This window comes from Velazquezella soli (assembly GCF_977018685.1).
This window is the reverse complement of sequence record NZ_CDRNXF010000004.1, coordinates 1846539-1869161: the sequence shown is the minus strand read 5'-3', so window position 1 is coordinate 1869161 and position 22623 is coordinate 1846539. Positions and strand designations below refer to the sequence as shown.

Below are 22623 nucleotides of genomic sequence, written 5' to 3'. Positions count from 1 at the left end.
GTACTCCTAGAGAGCCGCATATTTAAATCTCCTGAATTGGAATCAGTATGACAAACGCGACGCCTCCCGCTTCGCCGTCAGCTGAGCCGTTAGCGCATGTTGCAATGAATTCTCCTGCACGCGTCCTGACGGCCAGCCTGGTCGGCACGACGATCGAGTTCTTCGATTTCTACGTTTACGCGACGGCTGCGGTCCTCGTCTTCCCGGCGCTGTTCTTCCCCAACAGCGATCCGACGACCGCACTGCTTGCCTCGTTCGCAACCTTCTCGATCGCATTTTTTGCCCGCCCGCTCGGTGCCGTCGTGTTCGGCCATTTCGGTGACCGGATCGGACGCAAGACAACGCTGGTTGCCGCACTTTTGACCATGGGCATTTCCACCGTGATCATCGGCCTGCTGCCGACCTATGAGACGATCGGCGTGGCAGCACCGCTGCTTCTGGCGCTTTGCCGTTTCGGCCAGGGCTTTGGCCTCGGCGGCGAATGGGGCGGTGCTGTTCTGCTCGCGACCGAAAACGCACCTCCGGGTAAGCGCACCTGGTACGGCATGTTCCCGCAGCTTGGCGCTCCTGTCGGCCTGTTCCTGTCTTCGGGCGTGTTCTGGATCCTGCTGCACTTCATGTCGCAGGAAGCGCTTCTATCCTGGGGCTGGCGCATTCCGTTCATTGCATCGATCCTGCTGATTGCCGTTGGCCTTTGGGTACGCCTCTCGATCACCGAGACGCCAGCCTTCCAGAAGACGATCGACAAGCAGGAGCGGGTCGAGATCCCGGTCGTGGAACTGTTCCGCACGCACAAGCGCAGCCTGGCGCTTGGCACTTTCGTGGCGCTTGCAACCTTCGTGCTGTTCTACATCGGCTCGGCCTATCTTCTGTCCTACAACGTCAAGATCCTGAAGATGCCGTTCCTCGATGCGCTCGAGGTGCAGTTGCTCGGCTCGATCGTGTTCGGCATTTTCATTCCGATCGTTGGCAAGCTGGGTGACCGCTACGGACGCCGCGAGATGCTGATCGTGACGACGGTGCTGATCGGGCTGTTCTCGTTTGTCCTGCCGGCACTGATGACCAATGGCGAAGGCATGATCTTCCTGTTCGTCGTACTGGCGATGGTGCTGATGGGCATGACCTATGGCCTTATCGGAACGGCACTGGCCGCTCCCTTCCCGACCGCGGTCCGCTATACGGGCTCGTCGATCACCTTCAACCTCGCCGGCATCTTCGGCGCGTCGCTCGCGCCCTATATCGCAACCTACCTCCAGGCCAATTACGGCATGGCCTATGTCGGCTACTATCTCGGCATCGCTGCCGTGATCACGCTGGTCTGCATCCTCCTGTCGGGCAAGGACGAGGTCTAAGCTAAACCGGAATCAAAATGACAAAAAAGCCCGCGAAGTCTCTGACTTCGCGGGCTTTTTTTTGTGTGAACTGTCACTCTCCTGGATGTAGCCGGTGCTTGCGACGGCTGCTTCGCTCCGCAAGCAAGACGGCAACCCAACCCGCTCCAGCGATCACAAAGGGCAGGACATACAGGAAGAAGAAAGTGGGTGCGTTCATGAGATCAACTCTCCAAGAGCACGTCTTGCACCCCAATGTAGTAGCAAACCGCCGGAAATCCAAGCCAGCGTCGAAAGGGCGATAGACAGCGAGATACCAGCCGACGCTGCTCCGTTGGAAAGCGAGACAGCCGGAGCTATGAAACCCGCGGCCACACAGGCCGTCGAAAGCCTGTCCAGCGAATTCGCCAGAAGTTTGGTTCGCTCGTTGTGTATCAGCGTCATTCGCCCATCCTTGAAGAAGGACTAGTTATAGCTACTCCGTCGTCGCACCCTGGAAGGGCCGCACTTCCCGGCCCGGCATGAAGATACCGAGGCGCTTGATCTCCCACTCCAGCTTGATGCCCGATTTGTCGAACACGCGCTGGCGCACCATCTCGCCGAGATATTCGAGATCATAGCCGGTGGCATGGCCGATATTGATCATGAAATTGCAATGCAGCGACGACATCTGGGCGCCGCCGTTCATCAGGCCGCGGCCGCCGGCCTCGTCGATAAGGCTCCAGGCGGAATGGCCTTCCGGGTTCTTGAAGGTAGAGCCGCCGGTCTTTTCCTTGACCGGCTGCACGGTCTCGCGGTGCTGGCGCACAGCGTCCATGTCGGCGCGGATCTTGGCACGGTCCTCCGGGTACCCTTCGAACACCGCTTGGGTGAAGATCAGGTCCTTGGAAGCCGATGAATGGCGGTAGCTGTATCCCATGTCCTCGTTGGAAAGCACATGCTCGTTGCCCTCGCGATCGACGGCATGGACTTCGACCAGCCGCTCGGCAGTCTCCCCGCCATTGGCGCCGGCGTTCATCCGCAGCGCCCCGCCAATCGAACCCGGTATGCCGTAGTAGAAGGCAAACCCGCCGATACCATTGTCCATCGCCATCGCAGCGAGGTGCTTGTCCGGGCAGATCGCACCGGCCTTGATCCGGTTGTCACCCATGAGATCGAGCTGGCCGAACCCCTTGGCAGAGAGACGGACCACAACGCCCGGAATACCACCATCGCGCACCAACAGATTGGAGCCGACGCCGACAACGGTCAACGGGACCTCTTGCGGTAGCATCTTGAGGAAAGTCGCGAGATCCTCGGCGTCATGCGGCTGGAACATCAGCTCGGCAAGTCCGCCCGCCTGAAACCACGTGACCCGATCCATCGGTGCATTCGGCGTCAGACGACCACGAAGGTTCTTGACGCCGTCCCCGAGTGACGTCAGCAGCTTTTCCCCATTTACTTGTTTCATTCTACTGTCCCGAAAATCTCTCAAGTTCCTTCGGCAACGACGCAGCCCATTGCGTGATGTTGCCTGCCCCCAGAAGCACCACGAAATCCCCCGGCTTCGCAATGCCGGAGACGATCGAAGCCAGCTCGCTCGGAGAGGTCATGTAACGCGCGTCGCGGTGGCCGCTCGATTTGATCCGCGACACCAGCGATTCTGAATTGACCCCTTCGATCGGATCTTCCCCCGCGGCATACACCGGCGCAAGGATGATACTGTCGGCATCGTTAAAACAATTCGCAAAATCGTCAAACAGGCTCGACAACCGGGAGAACCGGTGCGGCTGGTGGACGGCGATGACACGCCCCTGGCATGCCTCGCGCGCTGCCTTCAGCACGGCCTTGATCTCGACCGGATGGTGACCGTAATCGTCGAAGATGGAAACGCCGTCGACAGTGCCGGTCAGCGTGAAGCGGCGCTTGACGCCCGAGAAATTCGCAAGACCCTTGCGGATATTTTCTTCCGATATCCCGAGCCGGTTGGCGACGGCAATCGCAGCCGTTGCGTTGGAGATGTTGTGGCGGCCCGGCATCGGCAACACCAGATCCTTGAAGGTGAAGATCCGGCCGGTGCGACGGCGACGGATTTCCACGTCGAAGATCGACTTGGTACCCTCCATGCGGATGTTCGAAAACCGCGCATCGGCCTGCGGGTTCTCCCCGTAGGTCACGACCTTGCGGTCCTCGATCTTGCCGACCAGCGCCTGCACTTCCGGGTGATCGAGGCAGAGAACGCCGAAGCCGTAGAAGGGCACGTTCTCGACGAATTGCCGGAAGGCCGCCCGCACCGCGTCGAAATTGCCGTAGTGGTCGAGATGCTCCGGATCGATATTGGTCACAACCGCGACGTCAGCGGGCAGTTTTAGGAAGGTACCGTCCGATTCGTCGGCTTCCACCACCATCCACTCGCCCTCGCCCATGCGGGCGTTGGTGCCGTAGGCATTGATGATGCCGCCGTTGATGACCGTCGGATCGAGATTGCCGGCTTCGAGCAATGCCGCGACCATCGAGGTCGTGGTGGTCTTGCCATGCGTGCCGCCGATCGCGATCGCATTGCGGAAGCGCATCAGTTCCGCCAGCATTTCCGCGCGCCGGACGATCGGCAGCGATTTTTCGCGCGCAGCAACCAGTTCCGGGTTGTTCTTCTTGATCGCTGTCGAAACGACCACGACTTCCGCATCGCCGAGGTTTTCGGCGGTATGGCCAACGAAAACCGGGATACCCTTGTCGCGCAGGCGCTGCACGTTGGCGCTATCGGCCTGGTCGGAGCCCTGAACGTTGTGGCCGAGATTGTGCAGCACTTCGGCGATACCGCTCATGCCGATCCCGCCGATGCCGATGAAATGAACGAGGCCAATAGCCTTCGGCATCTTCATGCCCGTACTCCCTTGAATTCTGCAATATTTTTACGTTCAGCAACCGCGGTGACGAGGTCTGCGAGTGCGATCGCCGCATTGGGCCGACCTGCCCGCTTGGCGGCTGCCGCCGTCTGTTCCAGCCGCTCCGGCTCATTCATGGCAGACGATATCATCGCCGAGAGGCGTTCCGGCGAAAGCTCGGACTGCGCCACGACCTCGGCGCCGCCGGTCGCAACGAGCGCCGCCGCATTGGCCGCCTGGTCGTGATCCAGAGCATAGGGATAGGGCACCAGAATGGCCGGTCTGCCGATCACCGAGATCTCCGATACCGTCGATGCACCCGAGCGGCACACCACGAGATGCGCCGCCGCAAGACGCTCGGCCATATCGGGGAAGAACGGCGAGATTTCTACCTTTGAATTCAGCTTGCCGAAGCACGAGCCGACACGGCCCTGATCCTCGGGGCGTGCCTGCTGTGTAACAACCAGCCTGTCCCGCTCGGATTGATCGAGAAGGCTCAAGGCTGTGGGCACGGCAGACGAGAAGAACTGAGCGCCCTGGCTACCACCGAACACGACGAGCCGGAACGGATCAGTTCCCCGCGACGCGACGTAGGGCACGTTTGCGGCTTCCAGAACCGCGGGACGCACCGGATTGCCGGTCGTTACGGTCTTTGCCGCGTATGTCCCGGTCGTTTCGGGAAGAAACCCGCCAGCGATCGCCTGCACCCTCGAAGCCAGCGCCTTGTTGGCGCGGCCCATCACCGCATTTTGCTCGTGGATGATCGTCGGCACACCCATGCCGGTCGAGGCCATCAGTGGCGGGACTGTTGGATAGCCACCGAAGCCGACGACCGCGATCGGCCGCAAACGCGATATAAGCTTGCGCGCGGCGCGAAGACCGGTCCAGAGCTTCCAGGCAGTCCGCGCCATCGCGATCGGATTTTTCGAACCGAACGTCGCCGACGGTACGACATGAATCTCATCCGCCGGAAACTTGCCCGCAAAACGCTCGGCGCGGCTGTCGGTCACCAGATGCACGGAAAAGCCACGTGCTTTCAGCTCGTGACCCAATGCTTCCGCAGGAAAAAGATGACCGCCGGTTCCCCCGGCGGCTAACAGAATAATGCCCTTGCTCATATACCTACTCCGCGGGAACTCCGGACGCGACGCGGAACAAGCTACGTTCCTGCGCGCGCCGTTCCGGCCGGTGACGTGTGAGTGCCAGAATAAAACCAGCTGTCACACATATGGCGATCATCGACGATCCGCCATAGGAGATCAACGGAAGCGTCATTCCCTTGGCCGGCATCAACTCGAGATTGACGCCGATGTTGATCATCGACTGTATACCGATCTGCAGCACCAGACCGGCGACGGCAAAGCGGTTGAAGTCGTTGCGCTCGTTGAAGGCATGCTTGAGGCCGCGCAGCACGATGAAGGCGAAGATTGCAACGAGCGCCATGCAGAAGATGATGCCGAATTCCTCGGCCGCGACGGAGAACACGAAGTCGGTGTGACTGTCGGGCAGGATTCGCTTGACGATGCCCTCGCCCGGCCCCTGGCCAAACCAGTTGCCGCGCACGATCGCCTCATGCGCTGTCTCCACCTGGAAGCGGTCGCCTTCGCCGGTCAGGAACTTGTCGAAACGGGCCGTCACGTGCGGCAGCATGTAATAGGCCGCAAGAAGACCGCCGACACCGACACCGCCAAGCAGAACGATCCAGAGCCACGGCATGCCGGCCATGAAAAACATGCCGCCCCACACGATGCTGGTCAGGATCGTCTGCCCAAGGTCGGGCTGCGCGACAAGAAGGGCCGCGACGATGCCGAACAGGATGATGGCGAAGAGATTGCCCGGAATTTCAGGCTGCCGTGCGTGCTCTGAAAACAGCCAGGCGCAGACCACCACGAAGGCGGGCTTCATGAATTCGGACGGCTGGATGGACAGCGCGCCAACACCGATCCAGCGCCGCGCCCCCTTGACCTCGACGCCGAAGAACAACGCCAGAACCATCGCGGCCAGCGAAAGAGCAAGAAGCACGATTGCGGTCCTTCGTACCTGACGCGGGGTCAGGAACGACAGGCCGATCATGATGGCGAGTGACGGAATGAGGAAAACCGCATGGCGTTCGACGAAGTGGAAGTCTGAGAGGCCGATGCGCTGGGCAACGGCTGGCGATGCCGCAAACGACAACATGAACCCGATGCCCATCAGCATGATAAAGGCCGCCAGGAAAAAACGGTCGATCGTCCAGAACCAGTCTGCGAGCGGTCCACGGTCTGCGCGGCTTACCATATTCAGTTTCCTTTTCCGGTATCGACCAGCATGTCCACACTGTCGAGAGCTGCGACGAGTGCGACAAACGCATCGCCGCGCACTTCGAAATTCTTAAACTGATCAAAGCTGGCGCATGCCGGCGACAACATCACTGCCGACGAAACAGTGTCGGCTGCCGCATCTGCGGCTGCATGGGTAACGGCCCGTTCGAGCGTGCCCGAAATCTCGTAAGGGACCGTGTCTCCAAGAGTTGCTGCGAATGCCGGTGCTGCTTCTCCGATCAAATAGACTTTTGTTATATTCTGGAAGAGTGGTGCGAGGCTTGCGATACCGCCTTCCTTGGGAAGACCGCCCGCAATCCAGTAGATCCGCTCATAGCTGGAAAGCGCAGGGGCCGCGGCTTCGGCGTTCGTTGCCTTCGAATCATTGACGAAAACAACATGGTCCCGTCTCCCGACCGGCTGCATGCGGTGCTTGAGGCCCGGGAATGACCGCAGACCGGCGCGGATGTCATCGGCAGAGACGCCGACAGCCAGGCAGGCTGCAATTGCGGCTGCCGCGTTCTGAGCGTTGTGGCTGCCCTTCAACGTCGGGATGCCATCGAGGTCGACGAGCGCAGACGAAACGCCGCCATTCATCTCGATGAGCCGGGTTGTCTCGGCATAGATACCATCGGCGACCGTATTGCGCTTGGAAATGCGCCGAACCTTGACGCCTGTGCGCTCGACCCGGTCGGCGATCAGCGTCGTATAGCTGTCGTCGACGCCGATGACGGCGGTCTTCGCCCCAGCAACCAATCGCTCCTTGATGTCGGCATAATGCTGCATCGTGCCGTGACGGTCGAGATGATCGGGCGTGAGGTTAAGCAATATGCCGGCCGTGGGATTGAGCGTCGGGGCCAGATCGATCTGGTAGGACGAGCATTCGACGACGTAATAGCGTTCGGCCTTCGGCGGATCGAGCGTCAGGATCGCCGTCCCGATATTGCCGCCCAGCTGCGTGTCGCGCCCGCTTGAGCGCAGGATATGCGCAATCAGCGCAGTCGTGGTCGACTTGCCGTTGGTGCCGGTGATGGCGATGAACGGGCAATCCGGCGCATGCGCCCGGCGCTCGCGCACGAAAAGCTCCACATCGCCGATGATCTCGACGCCGGCAGCACGCGCCAGATCCGCACTCCAGTGCGGCTTTGGATGGGTCAGCGGAACACCAGGCGACAACACGAACGCCGCCTGCGCCGTCCAGTCGATGGTTCTCAAGTCCGCCGTTTCGATGCCGGCAGCGTTTGCCTTGGCGACGCTGTCAGGGTTGTCGTCCCAGGCCAGAACCGTAGCACCGCCGGCAACCAGCGCCTGCGCGGTCGCCAGTCCCGAACCACCGAGACCGAATAGTGCGACACGTTTTCCGCTGAACGTCGTGACCGGGATCATCGGATCACCGCAGCTTGAGGGTCGAGAGGCCGAGCATCGCGAGGCCGACGGCGATGATCCAGAACCGGATCACGACCTGGCTTTCGGTCCAGCCAAGCTTTTCGAAATGGTGATGGATCGGCGCCATCAGGAACACACGCCGGCCGGTCATCTTGAAGAAGCCGACCTGAATGATCACGGACATCGTTTCCATCACGAACAGGCCGCCGATGATCGCCATGACGATCTCGTGCTTGGTGGCGACGGCAACCGAACCGATCAGGCCGCCGAGTGCCAGCGAACCGGTATCGCCCATGAAGATCGCAGCCGGCGGGGCGTTGAACCAGAGAAAGCCGAGGCCAGCCCCGATCACCGCGCCCATGATGACGGCGAGCTCACCGGTTCCGGGGACAAAATTGATCTGCAGATAGCCTGCAAAGACGGCGTTACCGACCAGATAGGCAATCACCCCGAACGACGCGGCGGCAATCATGACCGGCACGATCGCCAACCCGTCGAGACCGTCAGTCAGGTTGACCGCATTGCCGGCGCCGACGATGACGAAGCCACCGAACAGGATGAAGAAATAGCCGATATTGATCAGGAAATCCTTGGCGAAGGGAAAGGCGACCGAGGTTGCCAGATGCGGGTTTCCCGCAGGCTCCGTCACCATCGCTAGTCGCATCATGAAGAACACGGCGATGCCGGCGATCAGGAACTCGATGCCGAGGCGCGCCTTGCCGGAAAAGCCCTTGTCGGTCTGCTTGGTGACCTTAAGATAGTCGTCATAAAAACCGATCGCGCCGAATCCGAGCGTCACGAGCAGCGTGGCGACCACGTAGATGTTGGAAAGATCGGCCCAGAGCAGCGATCCGCCGACGATGCCGGCGAGAATCATCAGCCCGCCCATGGTCGGCGTACCGGCCTTCTTGAAGTGGGTCTGCGGTCCGTCGGCGCGGATCGGCTGACCCTTGCCCTGACGGATTCGGAGTGAATTGATCATCCGTGGCCCGAACATGAAGACGATGAACGCCGAGGTGAAGAGCGCTGCTCCCGTCCTGAACGTGATGTATCGGAACAGGTTGAAGAACTGAATCTTGTCTGCCAGTTCCACGAGCCAGATCAGCATAAAGGGCCCTTTCAAAAAAGCCGCGTCGTCTTAAGGTTGGCGGTCCGTGTCGGAAAAAGCCGGGTAGTTGTCAAGCAGCGCGGCAACGATCTTGCCGAAACCAAGCCCAAGTGACGACTTCACCATCAGCACGTCGCCGGGAATGACGGAGCGCACGACGTATTCAGTCAGTGCGTCCGTCGTTTCGAAATACTGTACGTCGACACTATCAGGCAGCGCATCCCGCAGAGCGGCCATTTCCTTGCCGGCGAGCCAGACGTGCTCGATCCCGGAGGCGAGCAATGGCCCGCCCAGCTCTTCGTGCACCTGGGCCGAGAACTCGCCCATTTCCAGCATGTCGCCGAGGACGGCAATGCGGCGACCGGTGAGTTCCGGTGCTGTCGCTGCGAGCAGGGAGATCGCGGCCCGAACGGAGGCAGGATTAGCGTTGTAGCTCTCGTCGATCAGCGTCAAATGGCCTTCGCCAATACCGAGACGATGGCGCTGTCCCCTGCCCTTGACGGCCTTGAGTTCGGCCAGCGCCTGCCCCACCGAGCCCATGTCGGCACCGAGGAGGAGCGCCGCTCCTAAAACTGCCATGGCATTTTCGGCGATGTGGCGGCCAGGTGCGCCGATTACGAACTCCTTCGTCTCGCCATTGAGAACGGCCCAGATAACGGAGCTCTCGGCATTGCCCTCGAAATCGGCAAGGCGATAGTCGGCCTTCGCATGCTGGCCAAACGTCATGACGTGGCTGACGCCCAACTCGTGGGCTTTCTGTTCCAGCAGCGCAAACTGTGCATTGTCGTGGTTGAGGATGGCAGCTCCGCCGGGCTCGATACCCTCAAGGATCTCGGCTTTGGCAGCCGCGATCTCTTCGAGACTGTTGAAATGCCCGAGATGGGCGGCCGCAATCGTCGTGATGATCGCCACATGCGGGCGCACCATCTTGACCAGCGGCCGGATCTCGTCGGCATGGTTCATGCCGATCTCGAACACGCCGAAATCCGTATCGGACGGCATGCGCGCAAGCGTCAGCGGGACGCCCCAGTGATTGTTGAACGAGGCGACGGCCGCATGCACCTTGCCGGACGGGGCAAGCGCATGCCGCAGCATTTCCTTGGTCGTCGTCTTGCCGACCGAACCGGTCACGGCAACGATACGGGCGCGGCTGCGGTCACGCGCCGCGATCCCGAGCTTGACGAGTGCGGCCAGCACGTCCTCGACGACGATCATCGGGATCGTCAGACGGCCCATTGCCGGCAGCTTCGCTTCTGAAACGACGATCAGCGATGCACCGTTGGCAATCGCCATGCTGGCATAGTCATGCCCGTCGACCCGGTCACCCTTGATGGCGAAAAACGCTTCACCCTCGGTGATTCCGCGGCTGTCGATCGAAAGACCGGTGACGCCTTCCGGCATCTGCCCGATCGGCCGGCCGTCCATGACGGTGGCCATTTCCTGCGAGGTCCAAAGAAAGCTCACGATGCTACGCCCTCCGCCAGGTCCTGCAATGCCTTGCGCACTTCGACATGATCGGAGAACGGCAATGTCGTTGCCCCAACCGTCTGTCCTTCCTCATGCCCCTTGCCGGCAACGATCAGCGTATCGCCAGTTTTGAGCAGTCCGACCGCGTGACGGATTGCCTTTGCCCTGTCGGCGATCTCTTCCGCGCCCGGCGCTGCCGCCATGATCTCGGAGCGGATCGTGGCCGGCTCCTCGGAGCGAGGATTGTCGTCGGTGACGATCACCACGTCCGCAAGGCGGGTGGCAATCTCTCCCATGATCGGACGCTTGCCCTTGTCGCGATCTCCGCCGCAGCCGAACACAACGACCACGCGGCCGGTGGTGAACGGACGCACGGAGCTCAGAACGTTCTCGAGCGCATCGGGCTTGTGGGCGTAATCCACATAGGCAAGCGCGCCATCCTTCGTCTGGCCGACAAGCTCGAGCCGGCCGGATGCGCCGACGAGCTTTTCTAGCGCTGCCATGGCAACAGCGGCCGGAACGCCGGTCGACATCGCAAGTCCTGCGGCAACCAGCGCATTGGCCACCTGGAAGTCGCCCGCGAGCGGGATATCGACCTCATAGATCTTGCCGTCCGCATGGATCTCCGCGGTCTGCTTGTGACGGAAGTGTTCGACACGCTTCAGGCAGAGATAGCCGCCCTTGCGCCCGACGGTCCGGATGCTGAGGCCTGAAGCAAGTGCCACCTCGATCGCAGTTTCAGTCCAGCGGTCGTCGGCAAAGATCACGGCCGGAGCGCCCGCAGGTGCCAGCGTATCGAACAGCCGCATCTTGGCGGCCATGTAGCTCTCGACGGTCGGATGGTAGTCCATATGGTCGCGGCCAAGATTGGTGAAACCGACAGCCGACAGCTTGACGCCATCGAGACGGCTCTGGTCGAGACCGTGGCTGGACGCTTCCATCGCCGCGTGGGTGACGCCTTCGGACGCGAGTTCCGCCAGTAGCTTCTGAAGCTCGACGGGATCAGGCGTGGTCAGCGAACCGTAGTCGTTGCGATCAGGCGAGACGACGCCCGTCGTGCCGATCTGTGCAGCCGCATGGCCGGCATAGGCCCAGATCTGCCGGGTGAAGGAGGCAACCGAAGTCTTGCCCGCAGTGCCTGTTACCGCAACCATCGTCTCCGGCTGAGCGCCATACAGCCGAGCGGCAGCGATTGCCAGAAAGCGGCGTGGATTGTCCACGACCACAACCGGGATGCTGCTGTCTGCCGGATGGGACGCGATGGCGACAACCGCGCCCTTGGCGGCGGCATCGTCGACAAAGCGCGACCCGTCTGCCTTGGATCCAGCAAGAGCTGCAAACAGCATGCCCTCGGCGATTTGCCGACTGTCCGAGGAAAGACCGAGAATATCCACATCACCGGCTGGTCCAGCCAGGATATCGGCCGCTTCCGGAAAATCGTCTCCGGCAAGATCGCGCAGTTTCATCGGTAATCTTTCCATCTAACAGCAGGCTCCCTCACGAATCGAGGGCCCGTTCTTGATCCTCAATAAGACACAAGCAGGGCAGAACCGTCATTGCCGAATTTTGGCTTTACACCGAGAATGGGAGCAGACCGCGCGATAATCTCCTTGACCATGGGTGCTGCGGACATCGCAGCGAGCGCGGCGCCATTGCCTTTGTCGGTCTTCGGCTCGTCGCTGAAGGACAGGACGACATAGCGTGGATTGTCCATCGGGAAGGCAGACAGAAACGCGTTGAAGTTCTTGTCGTGGGCGTAGCGGCCGTTGACGACCTTGTCCGCCGTTCCGGTCTTGCCGCCCACATTGAAGCCGGCCACGCGCGCATTGCGGCCCGATCCGTTGATGCCGTTCCATTCGAACAGAAAGCGCATGTCCTTGCTGGTCGTGGGCTTCATGACCTGGGTGGCGATCTCGTCGGCCTGCGCCTGGGTGCGGGGCAGGAATGTCGGCGGAACGAGCTTGCCGCCGTTGACCAGTGCCGCACCGGCAACAGCCGTCTGTAGCGGCGTTGTCGACACGCCGTGACCGAACGAGATGGTGATGGAGTTGATCTTCTTCCATTCACGCGGCTGACTTGGCATCGCGATTTCAGGCAGTTCGGTCTTCATCCGGCTAAGAAGTCCAAGCCGCGTCAGGAAGTCCTTGTGTCCCGCAATGCCGACCATGTCGGCGATCTTCGCCGTGCCGATGTTCGAAGAATACTGGAAGATTTCCGGAACGCTCAACACGCGCCCCTTGCCATGGAAGTCCTTGATAGTGAAACCGCCGATGCGGATCGGGAAGCGCGCATCGAACGAGCTCTGCAGGTTCATCTTGCCGTCATCGAGACCCATGGCGAGCGTGAAGGATTTGAAGGTGGAGCCCATTTCGAACGTGCTGTTCGACATGCGGTTCATCCAGCCCTTTTCAGCGTCCACGCCGTTCGGGTCGTTCGGATCGAAGTCCGGTGCGGATGCCATGCCGAGGATCTCACCGGTGTGAACGTCGATGACGACGGCGCCAGCACCGATCGCCGAGTATTTGCCGATTGATTCGGCAACGACCTGCTGAACGATTGCCTGGACGCGCAGATCGATCGACAACTTGACCGGCTCAAGCGGCTGATCGGAGGTCATGCCGACGGCCGCAAGGTCCGCGAGACCCTGGGAATCGATGTAGCGTTCCATTCCGGCGACGCCGCGGTTGTCGATATTGACGTAACCGACGAGATGCGCAGCAGTTCTGCCACCGGGATAGAAACGGCGCTTCTCAGGCCGGAAACCGATGCCCGGGATGCCGAGTGCCAGGATCTGGCTCTGCTGCTTCGGGGTCAGCTGGCGACGCAGCCACTGGAAATGCGAATTGGAGCGAAGCTTCGTATAGGTGCCCTTCACGTCGAGATCGTTCAGCACGGTCGCGAGCTTTTCGATCACCTCGTCGGCGTCGACGATCTTGTGCGGCTCGGCAAACAGCGAGACGGTGCGGATGTCGGTGGCCAGCACCTCGCCGTTGCGGTCGACAATATCCGGGCGCGACGCCATGAACCGGTCTGCCGGCAGAATGCTCGACGTTACCTCCGGCATCGCAAAGCCGTATTGCACGAGACGTCCGCCGATGACGCCGTAGAACGCGACAAAGCCGGCGATCAGGAGGCCGACGCGGTTTTTCGCCTGGGCGGACTTGCGCTTGCGCGTACCTTCAAAGGACGCGCCGCGCATCGTTGGGCGGCCACGGCCACCGGCCGAAAAATGCGCCCTGCTCTTCAAAACCATGATTCGTGACAGGAAGGACATCAGCGTCTCACCGATCCGGTTGAATGAACATCAAGAGAAGAAGCACCACGGTTTTTGGGTACCGGTATTTTGGACGGAGGCCTGGACTTTGCAGCCTCGACGCCCTTCAGCGCCGCTGCGACTTCACTGTCCTTGCCGGAAATGATGTCCTCGATGGTGGTCTCGGGCTGCGGCAGACGCGACTTCATCATCGGCAATTCCTTGGGCATGGCGAGTTGCGTCGTATCGGTCGCGCCAAGGCCGAGCTCGGTGCCATAGACGCCGATCAGCCGGTGAAGACGGTTTGGCTGAGTCAAAAGCGCCCAGTCAGCCCTCAAGAGATCGATCGTATCTTTCTCGAGCCTGATCTCGGTTTCGAGACGCCGGACCTCTTCAAGTTTCTCGTCGGCGCGATGCTTGATCGAATAGGTCACAACAGCCGTTGCCGTCATGACGCCGATCAGCACGAGATCGAAGCTTCTCAACATCCGTCAGACCCCCAATGTCGAAAGGCTTGCGAGGCTCGGCAGGTCGAAGATCGACATGTCGGAACCGCGCGATTTTGCTTCGGTGCGGATACCGGCGCGCAGCTTGGCGGAACGGGCGCGCGGATTGATCTCCGCCTCCTCCTCGCTTGCCGCCACCATCGCCTTGCCGAGCGGATCGAAGATCGCTTCCTTCACCGCAACCATCGGCAGATGTCTGGAGCCGGAGGTCTTGGACGAGCGATCGGCGAAGAACTGCTTGACGATCCGGTCTTCCAGCGAATGGAAGGTGACGACCACGAGCCGACCACCGGGCTTCAAGGCCTGCTCGGCGGCAAACAGCGCCTGTGCCAGCTCGCCGAGTTCGTCGTTCACGAAAATGCGCAGCGCCTGGAAAACACGCGTCGACGGATGGATCTTGTCCTTGGCTTTACGCGGATTGACGCTCTCGATGAGATTGACGAGATCGCGCGTCGTGCGGAAGGGCTCGGTCACGCGGCGCTTTTCGATGGCACGTGCGATACGACCGGAATGCTTTTCTTCGCCGAGAAAGCCGAAGATGCGGATGAGATCGCCGACCTTGGCGCGATTGACGACATCAGCCGCCGATACGCCATTGCTCGACATGCGCATGTCGAGGGGACCGTTGCGCTGGAACGAGAAGCCGCGCTCGGCCTCATCGATCTGCATCGAGGACACGCCGATATCGAGCACGACGCCATCGAGCCCGCCTTCCGGCGCATGATCGGCAAGCTGCGAGAACTGTGAATGAATGAGAGAGAGGCGACCGGCATGCGCGGCGACGAGCGCCTGTCCATTGGCGATTGCGGAAGGATCGCGATCAAGGCCAATGACGTCAGCACCGGCAGCCAGCAGGGCGGACGAATAACCGCCCGCCCCGAAGGTGCCATCAAGGATGACCTTACCAGGAAGAGGCTGAAGCGCCTCCACCACTTGGTGCAGAAGAACTGGAATATGGCGAACCGGTCCGCCTTCGGGCTCAGTTTGACCTTCGCCTGGATTCGCCGACATCCCGCTCTCCTGTACTATGCGGGACGTGAACTCAAACGTCCCTCCCGTGCTGCCGCCTGCGCCTCGTGAAATGCTTGCGGCTGCCAAAGCTGAAAATGATCCGAACGCCCGACGAAAGTGACTTCCGAGCTGATACCCGTGAAATCCCGGATGAAATCCGAGACCATCAGCCGGCCTTCCGCATCGAGCCTCATGAAGACACCGCCGCCGTGAATCAGCAGCGACATCCTGTTGGCGTCCGGTGAAAACGGATCGACGGACGCAATCTGCCGCTCGTAGCGATCGAGCAGATCCGGACCGCCGACGCTGATCGCCGGATAGATGAAATCCTGGAGGCAGTAGAGCTCCTGAATTCCGCGCTCGGAAAGAACCGCGCGAAAGCCGGCAGGCACAGAGACCCGCCCCTTCGTATCGATCCTGTTCGTCGCATTCGACAGGAAGCGGCTCATCGCAACAAACACCCGCCCCGTTCGCAAAAGACACGGGAAACTTCCCGCCAGACTGCTTGGATTCAAACAAGGAAGATCCGTGCGGATAAGCAGATGCTTGCCCGATTGTGAGATCGAAACTCTTGATTTGATGGGCAAAATGCCCTTGTGCAGTGCGAATTTGGGATACCATGGGACCATATGGGCGTCAATGGGAGAGGCCCTGCAAGCTCCTCCATGTTCGGATTTATTTATAAGCTGTTAAGTTTAACAAAGGGTTATTGAGCGCTTTGGAGAAACTGCCTTTGCGACCCTTCGCAAGTGATATTTTGACAGTTGCTAAGAGCCGGAAACGCAAGGCGCTTTCCGGCCTGCTCATATAAAAAGCGGTACCGAAATCGGGCAATTTGCATGTCAGATTGCCCCGCCGGGGACGGGCACAATTGACGAATCAGAAGAGAGTAGTGACCAGTTGGCCTGTAAGCCGGGTTCTGTATGGCCCCGGTGCGAACACCGGAACGTGGCAGCCATTCATCTGGGACGCCGTTTACACGTCGCCTCGCGCAACCCACCCGGATGACTGGCCCGGAAACAGGCTGTAGACGTACTGTCGCACGTCCCGCGTCATCCCTATTCGGTCTTGCTCCCGGTGGGGTTTACCATGCCGCTTCCGTTACCGGTCGCGCGGTGGGCTCTTACCCCACCCTTTCACCCTTACCCCGCTATCTCATCGACCCTTGACGCATTGCGTCATCCGGTCGATCAGAAAGCGGGGCGGTTTCCTTTCTGTGGCACTGTCCCTAGGGTCGCCCCCGCCGGACGTTATCCGGCACCGTGTTTCCGTGGAGCCCGGACTTTCCTCACCCTACCGCCTTTCGGCATTGGTAAAGTGCGGCTGCCCGGCCAACTGGTCGCGCGGCTCATAGCCGAGATGCGCAGATAAGGCCATAGGCCTACCGGTATTCCGCATGGAAATCGACCGGATAGCCATCGTCGATGATCGACCCGTTAAAGATCAGTTCGGCGCCGAGCCGGCCTATCTCGTCGGAACTCTTGGCGGCAGCGCCACAACCGCCGGTCAGAACACCGATCCGGTCGAACGCCGTCATGGCGATGGCCGGATAGTTGTTCGGCGTGAAAGACGTGACGCAGGCTGCCATGGAAGATCGCGACAGATCGAGCCTCGGCATCAGCCGTTCCATGACGTCCGTCAGGTGGCGCCGGGTCGTCTCGCGTCCGCCGCTCTTGAACCAGTCCCGGATCTCTGGCTCTGACGGCAGCAGGAGATCATCCGGATCGCCGCCGATCTTCACATAGGTCTTCCCGTCAGGATAACGGACCGGCGGCAGAAGGTAGATCCCGTCATCCTCCTCGTTCCATTTCCAGATCAGCGATGGCATGGCCTTCAGCTCCTCCATCGCCCCCTCGCCGACCTCGTAGAACGCGATGGTCCTTGCATAGACTGAGAGATCGAGACGAGCGCCGACAAGTGCCTCGTTGATGGAAAAGCCGCCTGCCGCCACAAGAACCTTGTCGGCCGTGTAACTGCGCCCTTCCGCCGTCGTCACGGTCACGATCGCGCCGTCCTGGCGAACAGCCGAAACGGTCTCGGCAATCAGCGTGGCACCCTGGCGCTCCGCAAGCAGGCATTGCGCCTTCACCAGCCGGCGCGGATTGATGTGCCCCGCCCGCTTCTCCTCCCAGACGCCTTCGGCGCCATCCTGAAAGGCGAAATACGAAAACCGCTTCGAAAGCGCATCATGCCCCAGCGTTTCGGTCTCGACCCCGAGCCGCCCGGCGGCATCGAGCACGCGACCGACATAGGATGGCTGCCCGGTACGCCCGGGCGCATAGGACTGCAGTCCGGCGCGCCCAGGCCCGACCATCAGACAGCCCACTTCCGAGTAGAAATCGATACCGCTTTCGGACGAGATCTCGCCGTAGCGCTCGATCGAACGATTGGCGAGGCGGGCCCAGACTGGATCCTGATCGATCGTCCGGGTGATGCGCGCCTCGTCGTAATGGCTTGCGAACACGCCGTCATGCCGCTGGTAATCGTCAGGTTCGCCCGGCCCGATCAACGCCACACCATCGGTCCATTTGGAAAGATGCCGGGCCGCTGCCGCCCCCATCATGCCGCTTCCGATGATGATGTATTTGAACCGCGCCGCCATGCCCTGTCCTTTCGATTCCCTAGCTCGAATTGCCGCTCTTTTCAGGCAGTTCTAACCGTTTCCGGAATCAGAATACCAGAGGCGCCAGAACGGCATACCCCTTCGGCGGAAAATCGAACGCGAAGGTCTTTTCGATCATATCGTCCTTGTTGTCTTCAAGAACCGCTTCGACCCGCTGACAGTAGCGCTTGGACGTCGGGTTCATACGCTTGGCGGCGTGGCCCGCATTGTATTTGAGGATCGTGCCGCAAATCTTGCCGCCGCCCAGATCATGGGCGCCCGCCAGATACTTCATGCCGTAGCGAATGTTGGTTTCCGGATCGTAGAGGCCATAATCAGGGCCCTTGTAGCCCATCAGCCTTGCGGTCGCCGGCTTCACCTGCATCAGGCCGATCTCGCCGGCACTGCCCTTCACAGTCGGGCGAAAATTGCTTTCGATCTGCACGACAGCCTCAGCAAGGTCGAATGGCACATCGTATTGATCGGCATATTTGGCGATCAGCGTCGTATAATGCATCCGGCGAACCATCTGCCTCTCGGTGGCCGTCGGGGCAGCAAACCCGGTTTCGCGTGTCTCCCAGGGAATGGTCAGCGGTTTGACATAAACCCGAACCACGTCTCCGCCGTCTTCGGCACGCACAGATCCACATCCCGCGAAAAGCATGGCAATGCCTGCCGCGACCGCACAAGTCATCTTAGTCAATTCTAAAGTATCTCCGGAACAACAGGCTCGCGGGATATCGTGATACGCAAACATCCCTCGTCGCGACGCCGGACGACGGCGCGAGGTTTACAGAACCTGTAGGTTTATCTTGGCAGCCCCCGTCTGGGGACGCTGCGTTAGCAACTCTTTAGAAAGCCGCAATAAGGAGATCATGTGGCAATGCAAAAAAGCCCTGTCCGCAAACGCTTCCGACAGTTTCGCGAAGCTTGCGCCTAGCTGTATTTCGGCAGTGCCTTGAGCAGCCGATGCAGCGTGTCGATCGTCGAAAAATCGGCAATCCCATCGACCAGCGCGGGCCTGAAATGCCGTTGGAAAGCCTCGACGACGCCCTTCGTGCGATCACAGAATGTGCCCGTGATTTCAATCTCGTATCCGTAGAGCGACAGCATCGACTGCAGGGCCTCGATCGGCTGACCACTTTCGCCGTGCTGGAAAAACCGGCCGCCGCTGATCTGACCTGGCTCGACCCAGTGACCGATCCCCGCCAAATACAATTTCTGCCAGGGGAAATTTTCGCCCGGGTCGAGCTTGCGGATGGGGGCGACATCCGAGTGTCCGACGACCCGTTCCCGAGATATTCCCCAGCGATTGCCGCAGTCTCGACACAATTCGACGACCGCATCGATCTGGATATCCGGAAAATGGGGAAGTCCGCCGGGATGTCCGGGATTGGCGATTTCTATCCCGATGGAGCAGGAATTGATGTCCGTTTCGCCGGCCCAGCTGCTTTTGCCCGCATGCCAAGCGCGCCGCGCCTCGGGAACAAGCTGCACGATCCGGCCGTCTTCATGGATGAAATAGTGACTGGAGACCTGGCTCGCCTCGTTGCGAAGCCATGCCAGCGCCTGATCGGCATCAGGCATGCCGGTATAATGCAGGAGGATCATGTCCGGCTGGCGCCCGCCTGCCCTTTCCCCATGATTTGGCGAAGGCTCGACCGTGGCGCGGGCATGATCGGCGGCAAAGGAAGCCGGAATTGTCATGCCGCGCGGCGCTCTTTCTCGATCGCTTCATAGGCCGCGTTGAGCGCGGCCATCCGTTCGGTCGCAGCCGCATGCAGTGTTGCCGGCACGCCGCGTGCGATCAGCCGGTCGGGATGATGCTCCGAAACCAGCAGACGGTACTGTTTGCGGATTGCCGAGAAATCGTCGTCACGCGAAACGCCGAGCACCAGATACGGGTCACGACCGTCGAGATGCACGTGGCGGGCCATGATGCGGCGGAAATGTTCCTCGTCGATCCGGAAGATTTCGGCGATGCGCGCCAGAAACGCCAGCTCGCTCTCATGCACGAGACCATCCGCCTTGGCGATATGAAACAGACCATCGACGACGCTCTCAAGCATCGGGCAGTTTTCCATGTCGCCGCTGCTGCACAGCCCCGAAAGCTTCATGGCATACGCCTCGTAGCCGGCAATATCCTGGCGTGCGAGGTTATAGAGACGTGCAACGTTGCGCGCTTCCTCGGCCGGGAAATCGAAAATCTGCTGGAAGGCACTCACTTCGGCTTCGGTGACCACGCCATCGGCCTTCGCCATCTTTGCAGACAGGGCAATGATCGCCACCGAGAAGGAAACCTGGCGCCGGGTTTCCGGATCGCCCTCGAACATGGTGCGGATCGCATCGACGACTCGGTTGAGCACACCGCCCGCGGCATCGCCGACGGCACCGAGCAACCTTTCCCACAGGGAGGACAATTGGAGGCAATTGAAATCGAAAATCATCCCTTAAATGACCAGATAACCGACGTTTTGGCAAGCTGAGGACGGTCCGCTAAAGATTAAACTCTGTTCATGTTTTTCGAACAATCATGGTGAAAGCCCGGTCTGTCCGGCAACGGTACAAAGTCGTTGACGGCCAATGGGTCGAAACGCTGACAAAAACGACCTGCCCTGTCGTGCCACGGCAGCCCGCGAGGCTGGTGATTTCTTTGAAACGATTAGATCGGGGAACGGACAGGAAAAACCTCGAAGCGACGGAATTTTCTTGAGAAATTCACTTTACAGGCTCTAGCTGGTGTCGCATCCATTCATCCCGTTTTGTCAGTTTCTTGCGCCTGAGCGCATCAAGGAGGATCGATGTCCAAACAGAAAGTCGCACTGCTGACCGCCGGCGGCCTTGCGCCCTGCCTCTCGTCTGCCGTCGGCGGACTGATCGAGCGCTACTCGGATGTTGCCCCTGATCTGGACATCATTGCCTACCGCTCCGGCTACCAGGGCGTGCTCTTGGGCGACAGCATCGCGATCACATCCGAGATGCGTGAAAAGGCTCCTCTCCTTCATCGTTACGGCGGCTCGCCGATCGGCAACAGCCGCGTCAAGCTCACCAACGCCGCCGATTGCGTCAAGCGTGGCCTCGTCAAGGAAGGCGACAACCCACTGCAGGTCGCAGCCGAACGACTCGCCAAGGACGGCGTTACGATCCTTCACACGATCGGCGGCGACGACACCAACACGACGGCAGCCGATCTCGCAGCCTACCTCGGCGCAAATGGCTATGATCTCACCGTCGTCGGTCTTCCGAAGACCGTCGATAACGACGTCGTGCCAATCCGCCAGTCGCTCGGCGCATGGACGGCCGCCGAAGTCGGCGCGCGTTTCTTCGACAATGTCAGCAACGAGCAGACCGCCGCCCCCCGCACTTTCGTGATCCACGAAGTCATGGGTCGCCACTGCGGCTGGCTGACGGCCGCAACGGCGCGCGCCTATATCGAGCAGAGCCGCGGCAACGAGTATGTCGACGGCCTCATGATGAACGCCGAGCTGAAAAGCATCGATGGCCTCTATTTGCCGGAACTGGAGTTCGACCTCGAACAAGAGTCGGCACGCCTGAAGCGCGTGATGGAAGAACGCGGCACCGTGACGATCTTCGTCTCGGAAGGTGCCGGCATGAATACGATCATCGCGGAACGGGAAGCCGCCGGCGACACCGTCAAGCGCGATGCGTTCGGCCATGTGAAGCTCGACACGATCAATGTCGGTGGCTGGTTCCAGAACCAGTTTGCGGGCCTCATCGGTGCCGAACGCTCGGTGGTCCAGAAGTCGGGCTATTTCGCCCGCTCGGCCCCGGCCAATGGTGATGATCTTCGCCTCATCCAGGGCATGGTCGATCTTGCGGTCGAAAGCGCTCTCAACAAGGTGTCCGGCGTCACCGGCCATGATGAAGACCAGGGCGGAAAACTGAGAACCATCGAATTTCCCCGAATCAAGGGTGGAAAACATTTCGATCTGACGGCAAAATGGTTCGGCGAGGTGATGGACCATATCGGCCAGCCCTACGAAACCGTATAACGCGTCGCGCTGAGCGACAAACGAGAGCCGTGGGCTCCGGAGGAATGTGATGACGATCGAAACATGGTTCGCATTTGCCGCGACCGCTGTGGCCCTCGTCATCCTTCCCAACCCGCTGACGAGGACAGTCGCGCTCTATTCCAAGCAGCGCGGCCGTCTAAGCGCAGTCGTGACGGTCCCCGCATTGGCCTTGGGACTGGGTCTCGCCTTCACCGCGGGCCTCGCGCCGCTACTGCTTGTCTGTTTTTACGCGCCATCGGCCATGACCGCGATCGGCTGGGTCGGCATCGCCTACGCCATGGTCTATGTACTCTGGTGCTTCCAGGACCCACAGGTCCGCGCGCCGCTCGCCGACAATGACAATCTGCCGACGCGGCGGTTTGACCGGATCTTCGCAGACGTCTTCGTTCGATGCGTTCGCACCCCCAGATACGCGATCATTCTTGCCGCGCTGACTGCACAGTTTCTGCGCCCTTCGCTGTCGCTCTCGCTCCAGGCCGAAGTGCTGACGGCGATTTTTCTCGCCTCCATCGCTGGCAGTGCGTTGGCACAGGCACTCATCCCCAGCCTTGCGCTGCGGGGCACAAAGCGATTTTCGAGGCGCAATCCAGCCTTGAACAAGCCCGGCACGGTATTCATCGCCAGGCGTGCCGTGACGGCTGGTTTCCGGCGAATCGCTGCTTGAGGAAACAGAAAGCGTCCTTCGACTTGCCGGGCGCCGCCTTATACGTTAATGGAAATCCACAATCGGTGACTTTTTGGCGGGTACGGTAACCATTTCA

Annotated in this window: 19 protein-coding genes and 1 other RNA gene; 3 read left to right on the top strand and 17 right to left on the bottom strand. The window is 60.5% G+C overall.

All coding sequences use genetic code 11. The annotated features are described in order from the left end of the window. The first annotated feature begins 47 nt into the window (after positions 1-47). On the top strand, positions 48-1352 hold the full coding sequence (locus tag AC0JZ8_RS12575) for an MFS transporter (RefSeq protein ID WP_062456185.1): 1305 nt from the start codon (positions 48-50) through the stop codon (positions 1350-1352). A gap of 454 nt (positions 1353-1806) precedes the next feature. On the opposite strand, the gene murB is transcribed toward AC0JZ8_RS12575, so the two are convergent. The 17 genes from murB to AC0JZ8_RS12490 all read right to left on the bottom strand — a co-directional run bounded on the left by murB (position 1807) and on the right by AC0JZ8_RS12490 (position 20275). Continuing rightward, complete coding sequence (murB, locus tag AC0JZ8_RS12570) at positions 1807-2781, bottom strand: UDP-N-acetylmuramate dehydrogenase (RefSeq protein ID WP_471892635.1); 975 nt, start codon at positions 2779-2781, stop codon at positions 1807-1809. 1 nt (position 2782) lies between these two features. Continuing rightward, complete coding sequence (murC, locus tag AC0JZ8_RS12565; protein WP_062581099.1) at positions 2783-4192, bottom strand: UDP-N-acetylmuramate--L-alanine ligase; 1410 nt, start codon at positions 4190-4192, stop codon at positions 2783-2785. Further along, entirely contained in the window at positions 4189-5313 is a 1125-nt protein-coding gene (murG, locus tag AC0JZ8_RS12560; protein ID WP_062456176.1) for an undecaprenyldiphospho-muramoylpentapeptide beta-N-acetylglucosaminyltransferase, read from the bottom strand. Before murG ends, murC begins: the two co-directional genes overlap by 4 nt. 4 nt (positions 5314-5317) lie before the next feature. Beyond that, positions 5318-6472: a putative lipid II flippase FtsW gene (ftsW, locus tag AC0JZ8_RS12555; protein WP_062456173.1), complete on the bottom strand. Its 1155-nt coding sequence runs from the start codon at positions 6470-6472 to the stop codon at positions 5318-5320. A 2-nt stretch (positions 6473-6474) separates the two neighbouring features. Beyond that, entirely contained in the window at positions 6475-7881 is a 1407-nt protein-coding gene (gene murD / locus AC0JZ8_RS12550) for a UDP-N-acetylmuramoyl-L-alanine--D-glutamate ligase (RefSeq protein ID WP_471892634.1), read from the bottom strand. 4 nt (positions 7882-7885) lie between these two features. After that, positions 7886-8989 carry a phospho-N-acetylmuramoyl-pentapeptide-transferase gene (mraY, locus tag AC0JZ8_RS12545; protein ID WP_062456167.1) on the bottom strand — a complete coding sequence of 368 codons (1104 nt, stop codon included), beginning with the start codon at positions 8987-8989 and terminating at the stop codon, positions 7886-7888. 30 nt (positions 8990-9019) lie between these two features. Continuing rightward, complete coding sequence (locus AC0JZ8_RS12540) at positions 9020-10453, bottom strand: UDP-N-acetylmuramoylalanyl-D-glutamyl-2,6-diaminopimelate--D-alanyl-D-alanine ligase (RefSeq protein WP_113110665.1); 1434 nt, start codon at positions 10451-10453, stop codon at positions 9020-9022. Beyond that, positions 10450-11922: a UDP-N-acetylmuramoyl-L-alanyl-D-glutamate--2,6-diaminopimelate ligase gene (locus AC0JZ8_RS12535; protein WP_062456161.1), complete on the bottom strand. Its 1473-nt coding sequence runs from the start codon at positions 11920-11922 to the stop codon at positions 10450-10452. The genes AC0JZ8_RS12540 and AC0JZ8_RS12535 overlap by 4 nt, the downstream gene beginning before the upstream one ends. A 59-nt stretch (positions 11923-11981) precedes the next feature. Continuing rightward, positions 11982-13730: a peptidoglycan D,D-transpeptidase FtsI family protein gene (locus tag AC0JZ8_RS12530; protein ID WP_062456158.1), complete on the bottom strand. Its 1749-nt coding sequence runs from the start codon at positions 13728-13730 to the stop codon at positions 11982-11984. Then, complete coding sequence (ftsL, locus tag AC0JZ8_RS12525; RefSeq protein ID WP_062581108.1) at positions 13730-14197, bottom strand: cell division protein FtsL; 468 nt, start codon at positions 14195-14197, stop codon at positions 13730-13732. Before ftsL ends, AC0JZ8_RS12530 begins: the two co-directional genes overlap by 1 nt. Positions 14198-14200: 3 nt before the next feature. Beyond that, the gene (gene rsmH / locus AC0JZ8_RS12520; protein ID WP_062456153.1) at positions 14201-15226 is read right to left on the bottom strand and encodes a 16S rRNA (cytosine(1402)-N(4))-methyltransferase RsmH; all 1026 of its coding nucleotides are present in this window, start codon (positions 15224-15226) and stop codon (positions 14201-14203) included. Positions 15227-15240: 14 nt separating this feature from the next. Further along, positions 15241-15675 (bottom strand): division/cell wall cluster transcriptional repressor MraZ, encoded by a 435-nt coding sequence (mraZ, locus tag AC0JZ8_RS12515; protein WP_062457964.1) that lies wholly within the window; start codon positions 15673-15675, stop codon positions 15241-15243. A 443-nt stretch (positions 15676-16118) separates the two neighbouring features. Beyond that, an RNA gene (gene rnpB / locus AC0JZ8_RS12510) (RNase P RNA component class A) lies at positions 16119-16565 on the bottom strand. A gap of 42 nt (positions 16566-16607) precedes the next feature. Beyond that, the gene (locus AC0JZ8_RS12505; protein WP_471892633.1) at positions 16608-17828 is read right to left on the bottom strand and encodes an NAD(P)/FAD-dependent oxidoreductase; all 1221 of its coding nucleotides are present in this window, start codon (positions 17826-17828) and stop codon (positions 16608-16610) included. 67 nt (positions 17829-17895) lie between these two features. After that, entirely contained in the window at positions 17896-18522 is a 627-nt protein-coding gene (locus AC0JZ8_RS12500; RefSeq protein ID WP_471893366.1) for a lytic transglycosylase domain-containing protein, read from the bottom strand. 242 nt (positions 18523-18764) lie between these two features. After that, a complete protein-coding gene (locus AC0JZ8_RS12495) occupies positions 18765-19535 on the bottom strand; it encodes an N-acetylmuramoyl-L-alanine amidase (RefSeq protein ID WP_092660608.1) in 771 nt (256 codons plus the stop codon). After that, on the bottom strand, positions 19532-20275 hold the full coding sequence (locus AC0JZ8_RS12490) for a TerB family tellurite resistance protein (protein WP_471892632.1): 744 nt from the start codon (positions 20273-20275) through the stop codon (positions 19532-19534). The genes AC0JZ8_RS12495 and AC0JZ8_RS12490 overlap by 4 nt, the downstream gene beginning before the upstream one ends. Positions 20276-20629: 354 nt before the next feature. Between AC0JZ8_RS12490 and AC0JZ8_RS12485 the strand changes: the two genes are divergently transcribed. Next, the gene (locus AC0JZ8_RS12485; protein ID WP_471892631.1) at positions 20630-21841 is read left to right on the top strand and encodes a pyrophosphate--fructose-6-phosphate 1-phosphotransferase; all 1212 of its coding nucleotides are present in this window, start codon (positions 20630-20632) and stop codon (positions 21839-21841) included. A 49-nt stretch (positions 21842-21890) separates the two neighbouring features. Beyond that, positions 21891-22526, top strand: coding sequence for a hypothetical protein (locus AC0JZ8_RS12480; protein ID WP_062456138.1), 636 nt, complete (start codon positions 21891-21893; stop codon positions 22524-22526). Positions 22527-22623: the final 97 nt, after the last annotated feature.